The organism is Alterinioella nitratireducens (assembly GCF_013155465.1).
Classification (GTDB): domain Bacteria; phylum Pseudomonadota; class Alphaproteobacteria; order Rhodobacterales; family Rhodobacteraceae; genus Alterinioella; species Alterinioella nitratireducens.
Map to the genome: position 1 here is coordinate 160,972 of NZ_JABJVX010000008.1, position 19,364 is coordinate 180,335.

The window sequence follows — 19,364 nt, forward strand, 5'->3', positions numbered from 1 at the left end:
AGGTCCCGCCCCCGGTCGGATTGCCGACAGGCAATTCGAGGCAAGGTTACACGCCCTGCCCTGACAGTTTGCGGAACCGCTGGATCAGGCTCGACGTGTCCCACCGTCCGCCGCCCATGCCCTGCACATCGCCGTAAAACTGATCGACAAGCGCCGTGACCGGCAGGCTGACGCCCATTTCCTGCGCCTGTTCCAGCGCGATCCCCAGATCCTTGCGCATCCAGTCGACGGCAAATCCGTGGTCGAACTTGTTGTCCACAACGGTCCCGGCCCGGTTGGCCAGTTGCCATGATCCGCCCGCGCCCTGGCTCACCAGCCCCGCGACTTTCTTTGCGTCCAGACCCGCCTCCATGGCGAAGAACAACGCCTCGGACATGCCCTGGACCAGGCCCGCGATGCAGATCTGATTGACCATCTTGGTCAGTTGCCCCGCGCCGACGGGGCCGAAATGCTCCACCGCCTTGGCGTAGGCATCCATCACCTTGCGCGCGGCGCTGAAATGCGCCTCCTCGCCGCCGCACATGATGGCAAGCTGGCCGTTCTCGGCCCCCGCCTGCCCGCCCGAGACCGGTGCATCGACCCAGCCGAAACCCTGGCTCGCGCCCTCCTCGGCCATTTCGCGGCTAACGATGGCCGAAACCGAGGTGTGATCGACGAAGATCGCGCCATCCGCCATCCCGGCAAAGGCGCCGTCCTCGCCCAGGACCACCGAGCGCAGATCGTCATCATTGCCGACGCAGGCCATGATGAATTCCGCGCCGTCTGCCGCCTCGCGCGGGGTCGGCGCGTGATGGCCGCCATGCTCTGCCGCCCATTTCTCGGCCTTCGCCCCGGTTCGGTTGTAGACCGTGACCTGATGGCCCGCCTTTTGCAGGTGACCCGCCATGGGGTAGCCCATGACGCCCAGTCCCAGAAATGCGAGTTTCGCCATATCATCTTCTCCCCGTCTGACCTCAGCCCCTTCATTGCGCGGATCGGGCGCGGGGGGCAAGGGCCGGGCGGAGAAATCAGCTTGCCGCGGCCAGAAGCGAGGCGTTGCCGCCTGCCGCCGTAGTGTCGATGCAGACGTGACGCTCCAACCGGCAGAAGCCCGAGAGGTCGGCCTGCCCCGCCAGCGGAATGAGCGCCCCGTCACGGGCCGCCAGCGCCTGACGGATGGCGCGCGCCTGGTTCTCGGGCCCATCGAAGGCCACGACCGCGACCCCTTCCAGATCGCGCAGGGCGTCCGGCGACAGCGTGCCGTCGATCTCGGCCCCCGGAGCCACCGCCACCGCCTTGCAGCCCGACCATTCGGCGATGCGCACCTGATCGGCGGCGGCATCCGCGCTTGGGCCGAGGCACAGCACCGTGCCGCGCGCATGGGTCGAGAGGCGGTTCGATTCCCCCGTCGGTCCCGGCAGCGTCATGACCTTGCGCCGCGCCAGCGTGTCGGTCTCGGCCCGCGTCAGCGCCGCCTGCACGGCCTTCACATCGACCGCGCCGCCCTCTTTCATCGGTTCCACATCATGCTCGACCGCGCGGAAGCGCGGCACGTAGTTCGGCCCGCCCGCCTTGGGGCCGGTGCCCGACAGCCCCTCGCCACCAAAGGGCTGGCTGCCGACGATGGCGCCGATCTGGTTGCGGTTGATATAGATATTGCCGACTTTCAGCGCGTCCGAGACATGCTGAACCCGGTCGTCGATGCGGCTGTGCAGCCCGAAGGTCAAGCCATAGCCGCGCGCGTTCACCGCCGCCAGCACGTCATCGACCTGATGCGCCTTGAAGGTGGCCAGGTGCAGGACCGGGCCGAAGACCTCGCGTTCCAGGTCGGCGATACCCGTCACCTTGATCAGCGCGGGTGCCAGGAAGGCCCCGTCTTTCGGGGCCGGAATTTCGTGCAGCAACCGCCCGTCCTTGCGCGCCGCCGCTACATAGTCCGCGATCTCGTCGCGCGCCGCCTCGGAGATGATCGGCCCGATATCATGTGCCGTATCCCACGGGTCATCGAGTTTCAGCTCATCCATCGCGCCTTTCAGCATCTTGAGGAAGCCTTGCGCGATATCCTCCTGCACATAGAGACAGCGCAGCGCCGAGCATCTTTGCCCCGCCGACTGGAAGCTCGATGCGATCACGTCGCGCACCGCCTGTTCGGGCAAGGCGGTGCTGTCCACGATCATCGCGTTCAGGCCGCCGGTTTCGGCAATCAGTGGCGCGCGCGGGTCCAGCCCGTCCGCCATCGTCCGGTTGATGCGCTGCGCGGTGGCGGTGGAGCCGGTGAAACAGACGCCCGAGACGCGGCTGTCGCCGGTCAGCACCGGGCCAAGCGCGCTGCCCTTGCCGGGCAGAAGCTGCAACACCTCGCGCGGCACACCGGCCTCATGCAGGAGCCGCACCGCCACGCAGGCGACAAGGCTGCTGTTTTCCGCCGGTTTCGCCAGCACGCCATTGCCCGCCGCCAGCGCGGCGGTGATCTGGCCCGAAAAGATCGCCAACGGGAAGTTCCAGGGAGAGATGCAGGTGAAGATCCCGCGCGGGGCATCGGCATTGGCCTGGCCCGCGTAGTAGCGGATGAAATCGACCGCCTCGCGCAATTCGGCGATGCAGTCGGGCAGCGCCTTGCCGGCCTCGCGCGTGAGGACCGCGAAGAACTCGCCGAAGTTCTCCTCGTAGAGGTCGGCGGCGCGCAAGAGCACCTCGGCGCGGGTTTCGGGCGCCGCATCCCAAATGCGCGCGGCGGCAAGCGCGGCTTCCACATCTTCGGCACTCGCGTCGGTCAACTGGCCGACACGCTCATCGGGACGGGCCGGGTTCATCACGTCATGCGGGGGCTCGCCCGCGACGTCTCCGGCGATCATCGGCCCGCCTTGCCATTCGTGGTCCGCAAAGGGCGCGCGGGCGGTCTCGATCTCCGCCAGGTCATCGCGGGAATGCAGGTCGAACCCGCGTGAATTGCGACGTCCGGGGAAGATATTGGCGGGGTCGGACACGCCCGGCGCGGGTGTCCTGATGGCCTCGGCATAAGCCGCGAACGGATCTTCGGCGACCACCTCGGCGGGCACATCCTCATCCACGATCTGGTTGACGAAACTGCTGTTGGCGCCGTTTTCCAGCAGCCGCCGCACCAGATAGGCCAGCAGATCGCGATGCGCACCGACAGGCGCGTAGATACGGCAGCGGGTGCCGTGGCGCTGGTGCAGGATGTCGTGCAGCGCCTCGCCCATGCCGTGCAGGCGCTGGAACTCAAACGCGTCCTTGTCCCCGGCCATTTCCAGGATCGCGGCGGTGGAATGGGCGTTATGGGTGGCGAATTGCGCATAGATGCGGGTCGAATAGCCAAGCAGCTTGGCGGCGCAGCACATATAGGCCACGTCGGTCGCGGGTTTGCGGGTGTAGACCGGGAAACCCTCCAGCCCCTCGACCTGCGCGCGCTTGATCTCGGTGTCCCAATAGGCCCCCTTGACGAGGCGCACCATCAGCTTGCGGTCAAGCTCCTCGGCCAGCGCGTTCAGCCAGTCGATGACATGCGGCGCGCGTTTGCCGTAGGCCTGCACCACGACGCCGAACCCGTCCCATCCGGCAAGGCTGTCATCGCGCAGCACCGCCTCGATGATGTCGAGCGAGAGATCCAGCCGATCGGCCTCCTCGGCGTCGATATTGAGGCCCATCCCGGCGGCTTTCGCATCGCGCGCCAGTTCCAGCACGCGCGGCACAAGCTCCTCCATGATGCGGGCGGATTTGGTCTCCTCGTAGCGCGGATGCAGGGCCGAGAGCTTGATCGAGATGCCGGGATTATTGCGGATATCGCCCGAGCGGCATTCGCCCGCCAGCTTGGCGATGGCGTCCTTGTAGGCGGCCATGAAACCGGCGGCGTCATGCGCCGTCATCGCCGCCTCGCCCAGCATGTCATAGCTGTAGGTGAAGCCCTGCCGCACCTTGGTCTGGCCGCGCTTGACCGCATCGCGGATGGTTTCGCCCAGGACGAATTGCTGCCCCATCTCGCGCATGGCCCGCCCCACGGCGACGCGGATCACCGGCTCGCCCAGGCGTTTCACCGCGCCGCGCAGGGTGGCGCTGATGCCGGGCTCTTTGTCTTCACGCAGAACCTTGCCGGTCAGCATCAGCGCCCAGGTCGAGGCGTTGACCAGGCTGGAGGCCGACTTGCCCAGGTGGCTGCCCCATTCCGACGGCGCGATCTTGTCCTCGATCAGCGCATCCACCGTGTCGGCATCAGGCACGCGCAAGAGCGCCTCGGCCAGGCACATCAGCGCCACGCCCTCCTCGGTCGAGAGGCCGTATTCGGCGAGGAACACCTCCATCAGGCCGGGCTTGGCATCGTTGCGGATGGCATGGACCAGCCGGGCGGCATTGGCGCTGATCGCGGCGCGGGTCTCGGTGTCGGGCGCATGCGCATCGGTGAGGGTTTCGATCAGCCGCGCCTCGTCGGCAGTATGGGCGGCGCGGATCTGCTGGCGGAGTTGGTCGAGCGTGGACATGGGCGGGCAAACCTCGGGGCGGAATTGCGGGTGATGGCGCAAGATAGCATCGTGCAATCGGGCAGGTTGCCTTTGGTTCGCCCGTTGACAGGCAATCTGCCCTAAGATTTGGTATGGTTCGATCCTGATGGACGGAGTTTTACCGATGGACAGCCAACTCGACGCCTATGACCGCAAGATCGTCGATCTGCTGCTGGCCGATGGCCGCCTGCCCGTGACCGAGATCGCGGCGCGAATCGGCTTGTCGAAGACGCCGACGCAGACCCGGCTGGCGCGGCTGCGCGAGGCGGGCGTCATCCGCGGCTTCCGTGCCGTGGTGGACCCCGCGAAACTGGGCCGCGATCACGTCGCCTTTGTCGAGGTCAAGCTGACCGACACGACCGAGGCCGCGCTGCGCCGGTTCAACGCGGCGGTGATGGCTGTGCCCGAGATCGAGCAATGCCACATGATCGCGGGGGCGTTCGACTATCTTCTGAAGGTGCGCACGCGGGATATGCGGGACTATCGGCGGGTCTTGGGCGAGGTGGTCTCGGGCCTGCCCCATGTCGGGCAGAGCAGTACGCATGTGTCGATGGAGGCGGTGAAGGATCGGGCGTTCTGAGACGTGGTGTCGAATTGCCTTCGGCAATCCGACCCGCGGGGGGCTGTCTGCCCCCCGCACCCCCCGAGGATATTTTCGGAACAAAGAAGGCGGGATCAGGCGGCGCGTTTGCCGTAATAGAGGCCCACGACATGCTCGGCCTGCGCGAAGAACAGCCAACGCGCGGCGAGGATGCCGATGATATGGGAGGGCACGGCGATGAGGCTCGGCCAAACCCCGGGTATGGGCAGGAGCAGCAGCACGCCCGGAATGCCGTAGCCCAAGGCAAGCGCGATCAGGCGGAGCTTGGCGGCATGGCCGCGGCCGACCGTGTAGACCATTTCCTTGAGCAGGTAGTTGCTGCCGGTATGGGGCGGCTCGAAGGCGGTGACGCGGCCGCGATTGCCGAGCCCCGTGGCACTGGCCAGCGTCGTGCCGGAACGGGCAAGGGCCCGGTCGCCGACCTGCCAATGCGCGACCTGGAGGGCGGCGGCGAGGACAATCAGGAGACCGGCGAGGCTGGTATGGCCCATCAGCGCCGCGCCACCGCCGAACGACAGCGTGATCAGGTGCAGGGGCGTCAGCCAGGTGTTCCAGCGCGGCACGGTCTTGAGCTGCGCGTAGATCATCGAGGTGCAATAGACCGCGAAAACGCTCAGGCCCGCGCCGAGCCAGCCGATGGGGGCCAGGATCGCCCCGAAGAACACGGCGGCGAAGGCGTGGATGCCCATGACCGCAAGGGCCGCGACCGACACCCAGGCCTCGCGGCTGAGCCAGCTTGTGCGCCATTGGGTAAAGGCCTTGAGCGCGCGCTGCGGATTGCCGAGGTGGAAGGCCGAGGCCATCAGGCCGCCGACGGCCATGGCATAGGCCGCGAGGTAGAAAAAGAAGGCTGTCCAACCGGTTACGGGCGGCAGGCCGAGGCCCAGGAAGACCAGCATTCCGAAGCCGAGGCCGGAGAAGACGGTGAAGATGATGACGGAGGGGGCCGGGTGCATCAGAGTTTCCCGCTTTTCTGCCGCGCATCGGGATCCGGGAACCGGGGTCCGCTTCCCGGGATGTGCTCCAGCGCCTTGTCGAGCCAGCCGAGGAAGCCCGAGGGGGTATCGGCGACGGGCTCAAGGTAGGGGGCGAGGATGTCGAACTCCTGCGCCTCGTCCTGTTTCGGGCGGGGGGGGAGGTATTTGTTGACAGGTTTGGTGCCCTGTTCGGGCATCAGGTCCATGCCACCGCGCTCGGCCACGAGGCGGCTCACGTCGCTCTCGGGGTCGCCCAGATCGCCGAAATGACGGGCCTTGGCGGGGCAGGTCCGCACGCAGGCGGGCACCCGGTCTTCCTCGGGTAAGTTGTTGTTATATATACGATCTACGCACAAGGTGCATTTCTTCATCACGCCTTCCAGCGCGTCCATTTCGCGTGCGCCATAGGGGCAGGCCCAGGCGCAGAGGCCGCAGCCGATGCAGTCGCTCTCATTGACCAGCACGATGCCGTCCTCGACGCGCTTGTAACTGGCCCCGGTGGGGCAGACGGTGACGCAGGGCGCATCCTCGCAATGCAGGCAGGATTTGGGGAAATGGACCAGCTGCGCGGGGGCATTTTCCTGTGTGATTTCATAGGAATGGATGCGGTTGAGGAAGGTGCCGGAGGGGTCGGCGCCATAGGCATCCGTATCCGACAGCGGCGCGCCGTAATTCTCGGTGTTCCAGCCCTTGCAGGAGATCACGCAGGCGTGGCAGCCGACGCAGGTATCGAGGTCGATGACGAGGCCGAGTTTCTTCTCGGTGGATGTGGGCAACTGGGTCATTTTACCTGTGCACCCCCTGTACACCCCCCGATGTGCCCCCCGTACAGACGCGGGCGCGGCTGGCTGATCGAAATCTTCCTCATTTTCCCACCTTCCAGGCCAGATCCTTCGGCCCCTTGCCCACCGGCGATGTGATCGGCGGATAGGCCGGTTGGGCCTCGGCGGGCGCCGGCACCTTCTCGATCTTCACGCGCAGGTCGAACCAGGCGGCCTGCCCCGTCACCGGGTCGGAATTGGCATAGCGCAGCCCGTCGCCGCGCGGCGGCAGAAGCTCGTGGATGATGTGGTTGAGCAGGAACCCCCTGGTGGCCTCGGGCGCGTCTTCGTCCAGCGCCCAGGCGCCCTTGCGCTTGCCGATGGCGTTCCAGGTCCAGACGGTGTTCGCGTTCAGCGCGGCCATGTGCATGACGGGCACCGTGATCTCGCCATGCACCGAGGTCACGCGGACCCAGTCGCCATCGGACAGGCGATGTTCCTCGAAAAGACCTGTCGGCACATAGAGCGGATTGCGCCCGTGGATCTGGCGCAGCCAGGCGTTCTGCGTGCCCCAGGAATGATACATCGCCATCGGGCGCTGCGTCAGCGCGTGGATCGGGTATTCGACCGGGTCGGCATGGCCATCCTCCAGCGGCGGATACCAGATCGGCAGCGGGTCCATGGTGCGCTTGATGCGACCGCGCAGATGTTCGGGCGGCTGGCGGTCGCCGTGGCCCTCGGCGGCAAGCTGGAAGCGGCGCAGCGGCTCCACGTAGAGGTTGAAGAGATAGGGCTGCGGCGCGTCAAAGAGGCCCATGCCCACGGCCCAGTCCTGGTAGGCGGTATTCCACGGCTTGTAGAACTGCGCCTCCTCGGGGATGTGACTGACGAAGAAGCCGCCATTCTCGATGTAGCGGTCGAGCTGGTCGAGGTTGACCTCACCCCGGCCCGTCTTGTCGCCCTCTGGCCCCCGGAACCCCGCCAGCGGGCCGATGCCTGGGCGGCGTTCGTGGTTGGTGATGTAATCGGCGTAATCGGCCCATTTCTGGCTGCCGTCTTCGTTGATGAAATTGGGCAGGCCCAGCCGCGCGCCAAGCTCACACAGCGCCGATTGAAAGCCGCGCACGTCGCGGTCGGGCTCCACCACCGGCCAGCGGATCGCATCCGCCGCCGCGTCGGCCTCGCAGATCGGGCGGTCGAGCAGGCTGATGCAATCGTGACGTTCCAGGTAGGTCGTGTCGGGCAGGATCAGGTCGGCATAGGCCACCATCTCGGAGCTATAGGCGTCGGAGTAGATGATATGCGGGATGACGTAGTCGCCGCTGTCGTCCCTGTCGGTCAGCATCTGCATCACGCCGCCGGTATTCATCGACGAATTCCACGCCATGTTGGCCATGTACATGAACAGCGTGTCGATCTTGTAGGGATCGCCCGCATGGGCGTTCGAGATCACCATGTGCATCAACCCATGCGCCGACATCGGGTTTTCCCAGGTGAAAGCCTTGTCGATGCGGGCGGGGCTGCCATCGGGTTTCAGGGCCAGATCGTCGGGGCCGTGGACAAAGCCCAGATGCGGGCCGTTGAGGGCCTGGCCGGGATTGGTGCCGACATGGGGTTTCGGATGCGCCTCGGGCGGTTTCGGATAGGGCGGCTTGAAACGGAAGCCGCCGGGCACCTCGACCGTGCCGAGGATGATCTGGAGGACATGCAGGGCGCGGGCCGTCTGGAAGCCGTTGGAATGGGCCGAGATGCCGCGCATGGCGTGGAAGCTGACCGGGCGGCCCACCATGGTCTTGTGGGTCTCGCCGCGGAAATCGGTCCAGGGCCGGTCGATCTCGAACGCCTCGTCAAAGGCGGCGCGGGCGAGCTCCGCCGCGATATGGCGGATGCGTTTGGCCGAGATACCGACACGGTCCGCCACCTGCTCGGGCGCGTAATCGTCGCTGAGGTAACGCTCGACCATGTGATGGAATACAGGGCGATGGCTGATGCCCGCCTTGCGGTAGCTGCCCGCGAGGTCGGGTTTGACGCCTTTCCGGTCATAGGGCGTGCGCTTGCCGGTGGCGCGGTCCAGCACCAGCATCTTGCCGTCCTGATCGCGCATCAGCAGGCCGTAGTCCGGCGACTTCGGATCGCCATTGACCAGCACCGGCGCATTGGTGAAGCGGGCGAGGTAATCGAGGTCGATGCGCCCCGCCTTCATCAGGCAATGAATGAGCGACAGGATGAAGAGGCCGTCGGTGCCCGGCGTGATCCCCACCCATTCATCGGCGATGGCGTTATAGCCCGAGCGCACCGGGTTGACCCCGATGATCTTGGCGCCCCGCTCCTTGAGCTTTGCCAGCCCCAGCTTGATCGGGTTGCTGTCGTGATCCTCCGCGACGCCAAAGAGCATGAAGAGCTTCGAGCGCTCCCAATCGGGCTGGCCGAACTCCCAGAAGGCGCCGCCCATGGTGTAGATGCCGGCAGCGGCCATGTTGACGGAACAGAACCCGCCATGCGCGGCGTAGTTCGGCGTGCCGAAGCCCTGCGCCCAGAAGGAGGTGAAGCTTTGCGATTGGTCGCGCCCGGTGAAGAAGGCGAGTTTCTCCGGCGCGGTTTCGCGGATCGGCTTGAGCCAGCCGACGGCGATCTCCATCGCCTCGTCCCAGGAGATCTCCTCGAACTCACCCGATCCGCGCGGGCCGGTGCGCTTCAGGGGTGCGCGCAGGCGCGAGGGCGCGTTGTGCTGCATGATCCCTGCCGAGCCCTTGGCGCAGAGCACGCCCTTGTTGACCGGGTGGTCGCGGTTGCCTTCGATATAGGCCACCTTTCCGCCCTTCATATGCACGTTGATGCCGCAGCGGCAGGCGCACATGTAGCAGGTCGTCTTGCGCACCTCGTCCGAGACCCTGGGCGAGAGGTCGACCGAAGGTTGCGTTGGGGGCATGGATGGCTCCTGCTCGGGGGATGCGGTTGCGCGGATCGTGGCAAAGGTTGCAAGCCCGTCTCCGAAAAGCAAGCACACTCACCCTGCAAATTTGCACAATCAGGTATCATCGCTTGACCGGGGCGGCTAAGGCCAGTTTCCTGCAAGGGATGAGACCAGAGGAAGGCCCCGCCCATGCGCCCTGCCCGTTTAGAGTGTGGCTGAGTGCCGCTTGCCTGGCGCTCGCGGGTTGCGTGCCGGTATCGGAGGCGACGGAGCCGCGGGGCTGTATCGGGGCCGATGGCACGGCGTCGGCCAGCCGGGCCGTGTTCCAGCCCGGCGCGGTCACGGTCGCCGCCGTGGGCGATGTGCTGATGCATGTGCTGCTGCAACAGGACGCGCGCGAACAGCCGCGCGGCTATGCGGCGCAATTCGCCCATGTCGCGCCTTATCTGCGGCTGGCCGATATCGCGGTGGCAAACCTGGAAGGCCCTGCCGCGCGCAATGTCGGCCCCGGCGGGCGGGCGACCAGCGATCCCGGCATGATCTTCGACGGGACCGTCTATTCCGGCTATCCCGCCTTCAACTATCACCCCTCGCTGATCCCGGCGCTCAGCGGCGCGGGGTTCGACCTGCTGCAAACCGCCAACAACCACGCGATGGATCGCGGGCCGCTTGGGGTGGATCGCACGCTTGAGGCCATCGCCGCCGCCGGTCTGCCCGCGACAGGCACCCGACCCCGGAGCGACCCGGACGGGCCCTGGCATGGCGTGGTCTCGGCGGGTGGCCACCGGATCGCTTTCCTGGCCTGTTCCTTCTCGGCCAACGGCATGGCCGATCCGAACCGCCAGCTGTTGCGCTGCTATCGCGACGAGGCGTCCGTGCTGGCGCAGATCCGCGCGCTTGGCGCCGATCCCGCGATCTCCGCCGTGATCTTCCTGCCGCATTGGGGCGCGGAATATGTCGAGACGCCCGATGCCAACCAGCGCCGTCTTGGCCGCGCCGCGCTGGAGGCCGGGGCCGCCGCCGTGATCGGCACGCACCCCCATGTGCTGCAACCGATTGAACCCTACCGGACCTCGGACGGGCGCGACGGGTTCATCGCCTATTCGCTCGGCAATTTCATCTCGTCGCAATGGCGGCTGGATCAACGCTCCTCGGCGATCCTGTTCTTCGACCTCGTGCCGGGGGCCGGGGGGATGCAGGCGCGCCCGCCCGCGTGGCTGCCCACCCGCGTGACGCGCTATACGTCGGGCGTCGTGGTGCAACCGGCCGAACAGGCGGTGGACGGGCAGGAAAGCACCGCCCATGTCGCCCGCGTCCTGGGCCGCGAGGGGATGCTGAGCCTTGCCGATATCGCGCGGTTGCAGGGCCGCGCGATTTGCACCTCGCCCTGACCTTCATGCTATGGTGGGGTCAGGCGTATGTCAGGTGAAGGGAGTCGCATCATGAAACCCGTCGTTCTTCTGGTCGGCAAATTGCGCAACGTGATCGGGGATGTTCCGAAACACATGGAGGATTTGCCCGTCCGCTGGCTGGGGGCGCATGACCATGCCGAGGTGATGCGCCAGTTGGAGGGGGAACCCGCCATCGCCTGCGTCATCATCGGCGGCAGCCTGGAAGACAGCGTGCGCGGCGACCTGGTGGGCCTGATCGCCAGTCAGCGGCCCGACCTGTGCATCTTCGTCAAGGATCGCGCCTCGGGGCCTGACGCGATGGTGGAGTTTGTGCGCCGCGTCGTGGAAATGCACCTGATCGAGAGCTCTTGGCCGCCCGAGACCTGACGCGAGGGGTGGCCTTGCGCCGGGGTCCTCCCCATGTCAGGCTGATCCACCTCACCAACAGGCCCGGACCACCATGACCAGACCCCCGCTCACATCCGATCGCGCCATGACCGCCCGCGCGGATTTCGCGCCGCTGATCACGGACGCCCGCAACCCCGGCACCGCGCTGGACCTCGATTGGGTCGCCTCGGTGCAGGCCAATACCTCGGCCATCGAACGCCGTGCCGCGACCCTGCCGGGACGGCGCAGCGTGAAGAAGGACTACCAGGCCGCATGGCTGGCGCGCGCGATTTCCTGCATCGACCTGACCACTCTGGCGGGCGATGACACGCCCGGACGGGTGCGGCGGCTTTGTGCGAAAGCGCGCCAACCCGCGCGGGCCGAGATTCTGGACGCCATCGGCCTGCCCGACCTGACCGTCGGCGCGGTCTGCGTCTATCACGACATGATCGCGCCTGCCGTCGAGGCGCTGGAGGGCTCGGGCATTCCCGTCGCCGCCGTCTCCACCGGGTTTCCGGCGGGCCTGTCGCCCTTCCACCTGCGGGTGCGCGAGATCGAGGAGAGCGTCAAGGCGGGTGCCGCCGAGATCGACATCGTGATTTCGCGCCGCCACGTGCTTACGGGCGATTGGCAGGCGCTCTATGACGAGATGAAGACCTTCCGCGCGGCCTGCGGCGAGGCGCACGTCAAGGCGATCCTGGCGACGGGCGAGCTTGGCACGCTGCGCAATGTCGCACGCGCCAGCCTCGTCTGCATGATGGCCGGGGCCGATTTCATCAAGACCTCGACCGGCAAGGAAAGCGTCAACGCCACCCTGCCCGTCAGCCTCGTGATGATCCGCGCCATCCGCGCCTACGAGGCCGCGACGGGGTTCCGGGTGGGCTACAAGCCCGCGGGCGGCATCTCCAAGGCCAAGGATGCGGTGACATATCTGGCGCTGATGAAGGAGGAGTTGGGCGATCCGTGGCTTCGGCCCGACCTTTTCCGCTTCGGCGCGTCCTCGCTGCTTGGCGATATCGAGCGGCAATTGGAACACCACCTGACCGGGAGTTACTCGGCGGGTTGGCGGCATGCGATGGGGTGAGTGAGATGATCACTTCGATTGCCCATCGCCTGATTGAGAACAATCCCAAGAAGGCAGCACGCTTACAGCGCGCGGGCGTATTTTATGATGAGATACGAGAAATGTGTGCGCTGGTAAGAAAGTCACACCGGGATGCAAATCCACAGATCACTGACGATGACATAAATGGGCTCCGGATGCTGGACGAGATGATCCAAGATGATGTCGTCGCACTCTTGAGTGACGGAGACTGAAACAGATGACCATCCCCGAGATTTTCGAGACCATGGACTACGGCCCCGCCCCCGAGAGCGACGCCGAGGCCCGCGCGTGGATCGCCAGGCATGAAGGCCGCTTCGGTCCCTTCATCGGCGGCAGCTTCGCCAAGCCGGGCGAGACATTCGCCACCCGGAACCCCGCCACGGGCGAGACGCTGGCGCAGGTCACGCAAGGCACCACCGAGGATGTGGATGCTGCCGTGAAAGCCGCCCGCAAGGCCTTCCCCGCCTGGTCCAAGCTGAGCGGCCACCAGCGCGCCCGCCATCTCTATGCGCTGGCACGGCTGTTGCAGAAGCATTCGCGCCTTTTCGCCGTGCTGGAGAGCATGGATAACGGCAAGCCGATCCGCGAGAGCCGGGATATCGACGTGCCCCTGGCGCAGCGGCATTTCTACTATCACGCCGGTCTGGCGCAGTTGCGCGATGCCGAGGTGCCCGACCACTCCCCGCATGGTGTCTGCGGCCAGATCGTGCCGTGGAATTTCCCTCTGCTGATGCTGTCCTGGAAGATCGCGCCGGCGCTGGCGGCGGGCAATACCGTGGTTCTGAAGCCCGCCGAATACACCTCGCTCACCGCGCTTCTCTTCGCCGATATCTGCGTCGAGGCGGGGCTGCCCAAGGGCGTCGTCAATATCGTCACCGGCGACGGGGCGACGGGGGCGGCGCTGGTCGATCACCCGGATGTCAACAAGATCGCCTTCACAGGCTCCACCGATGTGGGGCGCAAGCTGCGCGAGGCGACGGCGGGGACCGGCAAGGCGCTGACCTTGGAGCTTGGCGGCAAGTCGCCCTATATCGTGTTCGATGACGCCGATATCGACAGCGCGATCGAGGGGCTGGTCGATGCGATCTGGTTCAACCAGGGTCAGGTCTGCTGCGCGGGCTCGCGCCTTCTTGTGCAGGAGGGGATCGCCGAGGATTTCCACACGCGGCTCAAGGCCCGGATGGCGAAACTGCGCGCGGGCGATCCGCTGGACAAGAGCATCGACATCGGGGCCATTGTCGATCCGGTGCAACTGGACCGGATCAAGGCGCTGGTCGGCGGCAATGAGGACGGTGAGACCCATCACGCCCCCATCGACCTGCCCGCCAAGGGCTGTTTCTACCCGCCGACGTTGATCACAGGACTTTCCTCAGCCTCGCACCTGATGCAGGAGGAGATCTTCGGACCTGTCCTCGTCTCCACCACCTTCCGCACGCCGGGCGAGGCGGTCGAGATCGCCAACAACACGCGCTACGGCCTGGCCGCGACGCTCTGGACCGAGAATGTGAACCTGGCACTGGACGTGGCGCCCAAGCTGGTCTCGGGCGTGGTCTGGGTCAATGCGACCAACCTTTTCGACGCGGCGGCGGGCTTTGGCGGCGTGCGCGAAAGCGGGTTCGGGCGCGAAGGCGGATGGGAGGGGCTGGCGGCCTATCTCAAGCCCGATATCGCGACGAAAGCGGTGAAACCGGCCAAGCCCGCCGATCCCGCGCAAGAGGAATTTACCGGCATCGACCGCACCGCCAAGATGTATATCGGTGGCAGCCAAGCCCGGCCAGACAGCGGCTATTCGCGGCCCGTGACCTCGCCCAAGGGCAAGATCCTCGGCCATGTCGGCCTTGCCAACCGCAAGGATCTGCGCAACGCGGTCGAGGCCGCGAACAAGGCCGCCGGCTGGGGCAGGACCACCGGGCATCTGCGCGCGCAGATCCTCTATTACATGGCCGAGAACCTGTCGGCCCGCGGGGGTGAGTTTGCCTCCCGGATCAGCGATCTGACGGGAGCCACGGCCAAGACGGCGGCGGGCGAGGTCGAGATGAGCCTCGACCGTCTCTTCACCTATGCCGCCTGGGCCGACAAGTTCGACGGGGCCGCCAAGACGGTGCCCATTCGCGGCGTGGCGCTGGCGATGAACGAACCGGTCGGCACCATCGGCGTCTTCTGCCCGGATGAGGCGCCGCTGCTTGGCCCCATATCCCTCATGGCGCCTGCCGTGGCGATGGGCAACCGGGCGATCCTTGTGGCCAGTGAAAGCGCGCCGCTGGCCCTGACCGACCTCTACCAGGTGCTGGACACCTCGGACCTGCCCGGCGGAGTCGTCAACATCCTGACCGGACAGCATGGCGAGTTGGCCACGCAGATGGCCGGTCACATGGATATCGACGCGGTCTGGAGCTTTTCCGCCGCCGACATTTCCAGGACCATCGAGAAGGCGGCTGCGGGCAACCTCAAGCGGACCTGGGTCAATCACGGGCGCAACCCCGACTGGACCACTCCGGCGGGCGAGGGCAAACGCTTCCTTCAGGCCGCGACCGAGGTCAAGACGATCTGGGTGCCCTACGGCGAATAACGGGCATCGCGCGGCTGGAGAGTCGCGCGATCGGCCCGCCCCTGCCCCCGCGACGGGTCAGCCATGTCGATCCAGTCCTGCGGGGTCGCAGCGACCGTCCGAATCAAATGTGCGGGCCGTCCGTGGTGGGGCGGGGCGCGTGGCTCGGGGCGATGCCAGGCCAGCCGGTGTTCAATCACCCCCGCTGCCGGAGCGCAACCAGACTGCTATTTTCAGCAACATGATGAGGCGTTGGTTGCCCTCGATCCGGCACCCCGCTAATCCGGGGCGCATGAGAATCCTGCGCGATTACCAATATGCCTTGCCCGAAGATCGCGGCGCCGCGGTTGCCATCGGCAATTTCGACGGCGTGCACCTGGGCCATCAGCATGTGATCGACCAGGCGCGCCACCGGGACATGCCGCTTGGCCTGCTGACCTTCGAGCCGCATCCACGCCAGTTCTTCGCGCCAGACAGCCCACCCTTCCGGCTGATGAATGCCGAGGCGCGGGCGAACCGGTTGCAGAAACTGGGCGTCGATATCCTTTATGAGCTGCCCTTCAACGCGGCGCTGGCCGGGCTGAGTGCGGAGGCGTTCGCGCGCGAGGTTCTGGCCGAGGGGCTTGGCGTGATGCGGGTCATCGTCGGGGCCGATTTCTGTTTCGGCAAGGGCCGGGCCGGCACTGTCGGGATGCTGAGCGCGTTCGGGCAGGAAATGGGGTTCGACGTCGTTGTCGTGCCGATCAAGCATGGCGACCTCGGCGCGATTTCCTCGACCAATATCCGGCTCGCACTGAGCGAGGGGCGGCCGCGCGACGCGGCCTCGATGCTTGGCCACTGGCACCGTATCGAGGGACCGGTGGTCCATGGCGAGAAGCGCGGGCGCACCCTGGGCTACCCGACCGCCAATATGGGCCTTGAGGGGCTGCACCTGCCGAAACTGGGCGTCTATGCCGTCATCGTCGATGTCCGCGACGGGGCGCATCCCGGCACCTATCATGGCGTTGCCAGCCTCGGCGTGCGGCCCATGTTCGGGGGCGAGGTGCCGAACCTTGAAACCTTCCTCTTCGATTTCTCGGGCGATCTTTACGGATGCGACCTGTCGGTGGCGCTGATCGACTACCTGAGACCGGAGATGAAATTCGATGGGCTCGACGCGCTGATCACGCAGATGGATGCCGATAGCGACACGGCCCGCGCGATCCTGAAGGCGCTGCCATGAGGCGCGAGTTCTGGCGTCACGTTCCGATGGCGAAGATGACGGAAGAGGAGTGGGAGGCGCTCTGCGATGGCTGCGGCAAGTGCTGCCTCAACAAGCTGGAGGACGAGGACAGCCGGGAGGTCGCCCTGACCTGCGTCGCCTGCCGCCTGCTGGACGATAGCACCGCGCGCTGCGGCCAATACGAGATCCGCAAGACGCTGGTGCCCGATTGCATCCAGCTGACCCCCTCGACAATGGGCGACGTGGCCTATTTCATGCCGGAAACCTGCGCCTACCGGCTGCTGCATGAGGACAAGCCCCTGCCCCGCTGGCATCCGCTGATCACGGGCGATCCGGAAAGCGTGCATCGCGCCGGGGTCTCGGTCAGGGGGCGCACGGTGCCCGAGTTCGAGGTGCCGGAGGAAGACTGGGAAGACTACATTATCGAGGAGCCGGGAACATGATGTTTGCATCCGACAATATGGGGCCCGCCGCGCCCGAGATCATCGACGCGATCGCGCGCGCCAATGAGGGCCACCACATGCCCTATGGCAATGACCCGGTCACGCCAGAGGTTGTGGCGGCCGTCCGGGCCCTCTTCGAGGCGCCCGAGGCGGCGGTGCATCTGGTCGCGACCGGCACGGCGGCCAATGCGCTGGCGCTGGCGACGCTGGCCAATCCCTGGGACGGCATTTTCATGCACCGCGTCGCCCATGCCGAGGAGGATGAGTGCGGCGCGCCCGAGTTCTATACCGGCGGCGCCAAGATGGTGCTGGTGGACGGCGAGAAGGGCAAGATGACGCCGGAGGGTCTGAAGGCGGCCATTGCCAGAACCGGCGACAAGGGCGTGCATGGCGTGCAACGCGGGCCGGTCACGATCACCAATATCACCGAAGTCGGCTCGCTCTACACGCTGGACGAGATCCGCGCGTTGACGGATGTGGCGAAATCCTACGGGCTGAAGACGCATCTCGACGGCGCGCGCATGGCCAATGCCTGCGCGGCACTCGGCTGCACCCCGGCGGAAATGACGTGGAAGGCGGGCATCGACGCGGTCAGCTTCGGCGGCACCAAGAACGGCTGCCTGGGGGTTGAAGCGGTGATCTTCTTCGATCCCGCACAGGCCCGGGAGACGGAACTGCGGCGCAAGCGGGGCGGGCATCTCTTCTCCAAGCACCGGTTCCTGTCGGCGCAGATGCGGGCCTATGTAAAGGACGGGTTGTGGCTGCGGCTGGCGGAACAGGCGAATGCGCGCTGCGCGGAGTTGGCCGAGGGCATCACCGCCCTGCCCGGCGCGCAGATCGAGGCGGAGCCGCAGGGCAACATGATCTTCGCGCATCTCCCGCGCAGGGCGCATAAACGGGCGATGGAGGCCGGGGCGAAATACTATCTCTTTCCATTCGATGTCTCGCTGGACGGGCCCGAGGATGAGCTGATCCGCTGCCGGTTCGTCTGCGACTGGTCCTGCACGCCGCAATCGGTTCAGGATCTGTTGGGGCATTTCCGCGGGTGAAGCGGCTGGCGGGATGAACCCCGCCCTACGACGATTGCAGATGGGCCGCGATGGCGGCGGCGACCGGTTCGGGATGGGTGATCGGGGCCATGTGACCGGCACCCGGAATGCCGCTGCGGGTCGTATCGGGGATGGCGACCTGCATCCGGTCGAGGATATCGGTGATGACGGGCTGGCAGTTTTCGCCCGAGACCAGCAACGTCGGGGCGGTCACTTGCCCCAATCGCGGAACCAGCCCGGCGCTGTCCCCGAACAGCGCGGGTCTCGACGCGGCGATCAGGTCAATCCGGTCAACCATGTAAGCGCGCTGCGCGTCCGGCTGGTCATCAAAATCACCGCCGGTGCCCCATAGGTCCAGGAAGCCGCGCGTGGCGGCGGCGTTGTTGTCCTGCGCCACGGCCTCTTCGAGCGCCAGTTGTATGGCCAGTTGCGTCTCGAAACTCGGGGCTCCCCTGGCGGCGGCAAAAAGCACCGGCTCGATCAGGGTCAGGCTGCGGACGCGATCCGGCATTTCGATGGCCAGCCGCAGCGCCAGGGTCGCGCCGAAACTGTGGCCGATGGCGTCGAACCCACCCGCGGGCAGATGCGGCAGGACGGCGCCGAAGCACTGATCATGCAGGTCGCGCGAAGGGTCGTGGTCGGGGCCGTCGCCATGGCCGACGATATCGGGCGCGGTCAGGTGCAAGCCCCCCGGCAGACGCGCCGCCACGCCCTTCCACGCGGAGCCCTGCGCCAGCGAGCAATGCAGCATCAACACCTCGCGCGGGCCGTCTCCCCAGTGCCGGACGCCGTCGCTCACAGCTTGCCGGACAGGTGCAGGTCGAGATCGTCCAGCCGGTCCTGGCCCCAGAAACGCTCGGAGCCATCGACGATGTAGAAGGGCACACCGAAGACGCCGGCGCTGACAGCGTCTTCAAGGTTGCGGGCGTATTCCTCGGCGGCGCTGAGCATGCCCTTGTCTGCCAGATCGGGATCGAAGCCGTTTGCCTCCAGCGCGGCGCGGATCACCCTGGCCTCGGCGATGTCCCTTTCCTCGGCCCAGACCGCGCGGCCAAGGGCTGCGACCAGCCCCGCAAGATCGCCTCCGCCCGCCTTCTGCGCCGAGATCAGCGCATAGCAGGCCGGGGCCGGGTTGGTCGGCCAGAACATCGGTTTCTCGTTCAGCGGCAGCCCCGTCCTGGCCGATTGGCGGCGCAGTTCCTGCAAGCGGTAGGCCTGGCGCGACGGGTGGCGATCCTTGGGGGGCGTGCCGCCGGTGCGCGAAAACAGCCCCATCACATCGAGCGGCTTGTAGGTGATCTGCGCGCCATGCGTCTCCGCGATTTCCGCGGCACGGGTGCCGGCGAGGTAGGAATAGGGCGAGAGCGGGCTGAGATAGATGTCGATATGGGCCAATTTGACCTCCCGTTTGGACTTTCCCGGACCGTAGCCGGATGCTATCGGGTGTCAACGTTTCACCCCGCTGCCACGAGG

At 66.5% G+C, this 19,364-nt stretch carries 16 protein-coding genes; 9 read left to right on the top strand and 7 right to left on the bottom strand.

Going from position 1 to position 19,364, the window contains the following annotated elements; genetic code table 11:
* Positions 1–46 precede the first annotated feature (46 nt).
* Together HNS34_RS14440 and putA are read right to left on the bottom strand one after the other, a co-directional pair.
* Positions 47–931, bottom strand: coding sequence for an NAD(P)-dependent oxidoreductase (locus tag HNS34_RS14440; RefSeq protein ID WP_172320794.1), 885 nt, complete (start codon positions 929–931; stop codon positions 47–49).
* A 76-nt stretch (positions 932–1,007) separates the two neighbouring features.
* The gene (gene putA / locus HNS34_RS14445) at positions 1,008–4,472 is read right to left on the bottom strand and encodes a bifunctional proline dehydrogenase/L-glutamate gamma-semialdehyde dehydrogenase PutA (RefSeq protein ID WP_172320795.1); all 3,465 of its coding nucleotides are present in this window, start codon (positions 4,470–4,472) and stop codon (positions 1,008–1,010) included.
* A gap of 145 nt (positions 4,473–4,617) precedes the next feature.
* Here putA and HNS34_RS14450 point away from each other — a divergent pair, with 145 nt between their 5' ends.
* A complete protein-coding gene (locus tag HNS34_RS14450) occupies positions 4,618–5,073 on the top strand; it encodes an Lrp/AsnC family transcriptional regulator (RefSeq protein ID WP_172320796.1) in 456 nt (151 codons plus the stop codon).
* A 95-nt stretch (positions 5,074–5,168) separates the two neighbouring features.
* On the opposite strand, the gene HNS34_RS14455 is transcribed toward HNS34_RS14450, so the two are convergent.
* The 3 genes from HNS34_RS14455 to HNS34_RS14465 all read right to left on the bottom strand — a co-directional run bounded on the left by HNS34_RS14455 (position 5,169) and on the right by HNS34_RS14465 (position 9,761).
* Positions 5,169–6,050 (bottom strand): dimethyl sulfoxide reductase anchor subunit family protein, encoded by an 882-nt coding sequence (locus HNS34_RS14455; protein ID WP_172320797.1) that lies wholly within the window; start codon positions 6,048–6,050, stop codon positions 5,169–5,171.
* Complete coding sequence (locus tag HNS34_RS14460; protein WP_172320798.1) at positions 6,050–6,856, bottom strand: 4Fe-4S dicluster domain-containing protein; 807 nt, start codon at positions 6,854–6,856, stop codon at positions 6,050–6,052. The genes HNS34_RS14455 and HNS34_RS14460 overlap by 1 nt, the downstream gene beginning before the upstream one ends.
* 79 nt (positions 6,857–6,935) lie before the next feature.
* Positions 6,936–9,761: a molybdopterin oxidoreductase family protein gene (locus HNS34_RS14465; RefSeq protein ID WP_172320799.1), complete on the bottom strand. Its 2,826-nt coding sequence runs from the start codon at positions 9,759–9,761 to the stop codon at positions 6,936–6,938.
* A gap of 233 nt (positions 9,762–9,994) precedes the next feature.
* Here HNS34_RS14465 and HNS34_RS14470 point away from each other — a divergent pair, with 233 nt between their 5' ends.
* From HNS34_RS14470 to HNS34_RS14505, 8 genes are all read left to right on the top strand, one after another.
* Entirely contained in the window at positions 9,995–11,137 is a 1,143-nt protein-coding gene (locus tag HNS34_RS14470; protein WP_172320800.1) for a CapA family protein, read from the top strand.
* 51 nt (positions 11,138–11,188) lie between these two features.
* Entirely contained in the window at positions 11,189–11,524 is a 336-nt protein-coding gene (locus tag HNS34_RS14475; RefSeq protein ID WP_172320801.1) for a hypothetical protein, read from the top strand.
* 106 nt (positions 11,525–11,630) lie between these two features.
* A complete protein-coding gene (deoC, locus tag HNS34_RS14480; protein ID WP_172320853.1) occupies positions 11,631–12,608 on the top strand; it encodes a deoxyribose-phosphate aldolase in 978 nt (325 codons plus the stop codon).
* 5 nt (positions 12,609–12,613) lie between these two features.
* Entirely contained in the window at positions 12,614–12,841 is a 228-nt protein-coding gene (locus HNS34_RS14485; protein ID WP_172320802.1) for a hypothetical protein, read from the top strand.
* Positions 12,842–12,846: 5 nt separating this feature from the next.
* The gene (locus HNS34_RS14490) at positions 12,847–15,198 is read left to right on the top strand and encodes an aldehyde dehydrogenase family protein (RefSeq protein WP_172320803.1); all 2,352 of its coding nucleotides are present in this window, start codon (positions 12,847–12,849) and stop codon (positions 15,196–15,198) included.
* A gap of 271 nt (positions 15,199–15,469) precedes the next feature.
* Entirely contained in the window at positions 15,470–16,399 is a 930-nt protein-coding gene (locus HNS34_RS14495) for a bifunctional riboflavin kinase/FAD synthetase (RefSeq protein WP_172320804.1), read from the top strand.
* On the top strand, positions 16,396–16,842 hold the full coding sequence (locus tag HNS34_RS14500) for a YcgN family cysteine cluster protein (protein WP_172320805.1): 447 nt from the start codon (positions 16,396–16,398) through the stop codon (positions 16,840–16,842). Before HNS34_RS14495 ends, HNS34_RS14500 begins: the two co-directional genes overlap by 4 nt.
* Complete coding sequence (locus tag HNS34_RS14505) at positions 16,839–17,891, top strand: threonine aldolase family protein (protein ID WP_172320806.1); 1,053 nt, start codon at positions 16,839–16,841, stop codon at positions 17,889–17,891. The genes HNS34_RS14500 and HNS34_RS14505 overlap by 4 nt, the downstream gene beginning before the upstream one ends.
* A gap of 25 nt (positions 17,892–17,916) precedes the next feature.
* On the opposite strand, the gene HNS34_RS14510 is transcribed toward HNS34_RS14505, so the two are convergent.
* Both HNS34_RS14510 and HNS34_RS14515 read right to left on the bottom strand, forming a co-directional pair.
* Positions 17,917–18,690, bottom strand: a complete 774-nt coding sequence (locus HNS34_RS14510) for an alpha/beta fold hydrolase (protein ID WP_172320807.1) — start codon at positions 18,688–18,690, stop codon at positions 17,917–17,919.
* Positions 18,687–19,286: a 2-hydroxychromene-2-carboxylate isomerase gene (locus tag HNS34_RS14515; RefSeq protein WP_172320808.1), complete on the bottom strand. Its 600-nt coding sequence runs from the start codon at positions 19,284–19,286 to the stop codon at positions 18,687–18,689. The genes HNS34_RS14510 and HNS34_RS14515 overlap by 4 nt, the downstream gene beginning before the upstream one ends.
* Positions 19,287–19,364 lie beyond the last annotated feature (78 nt).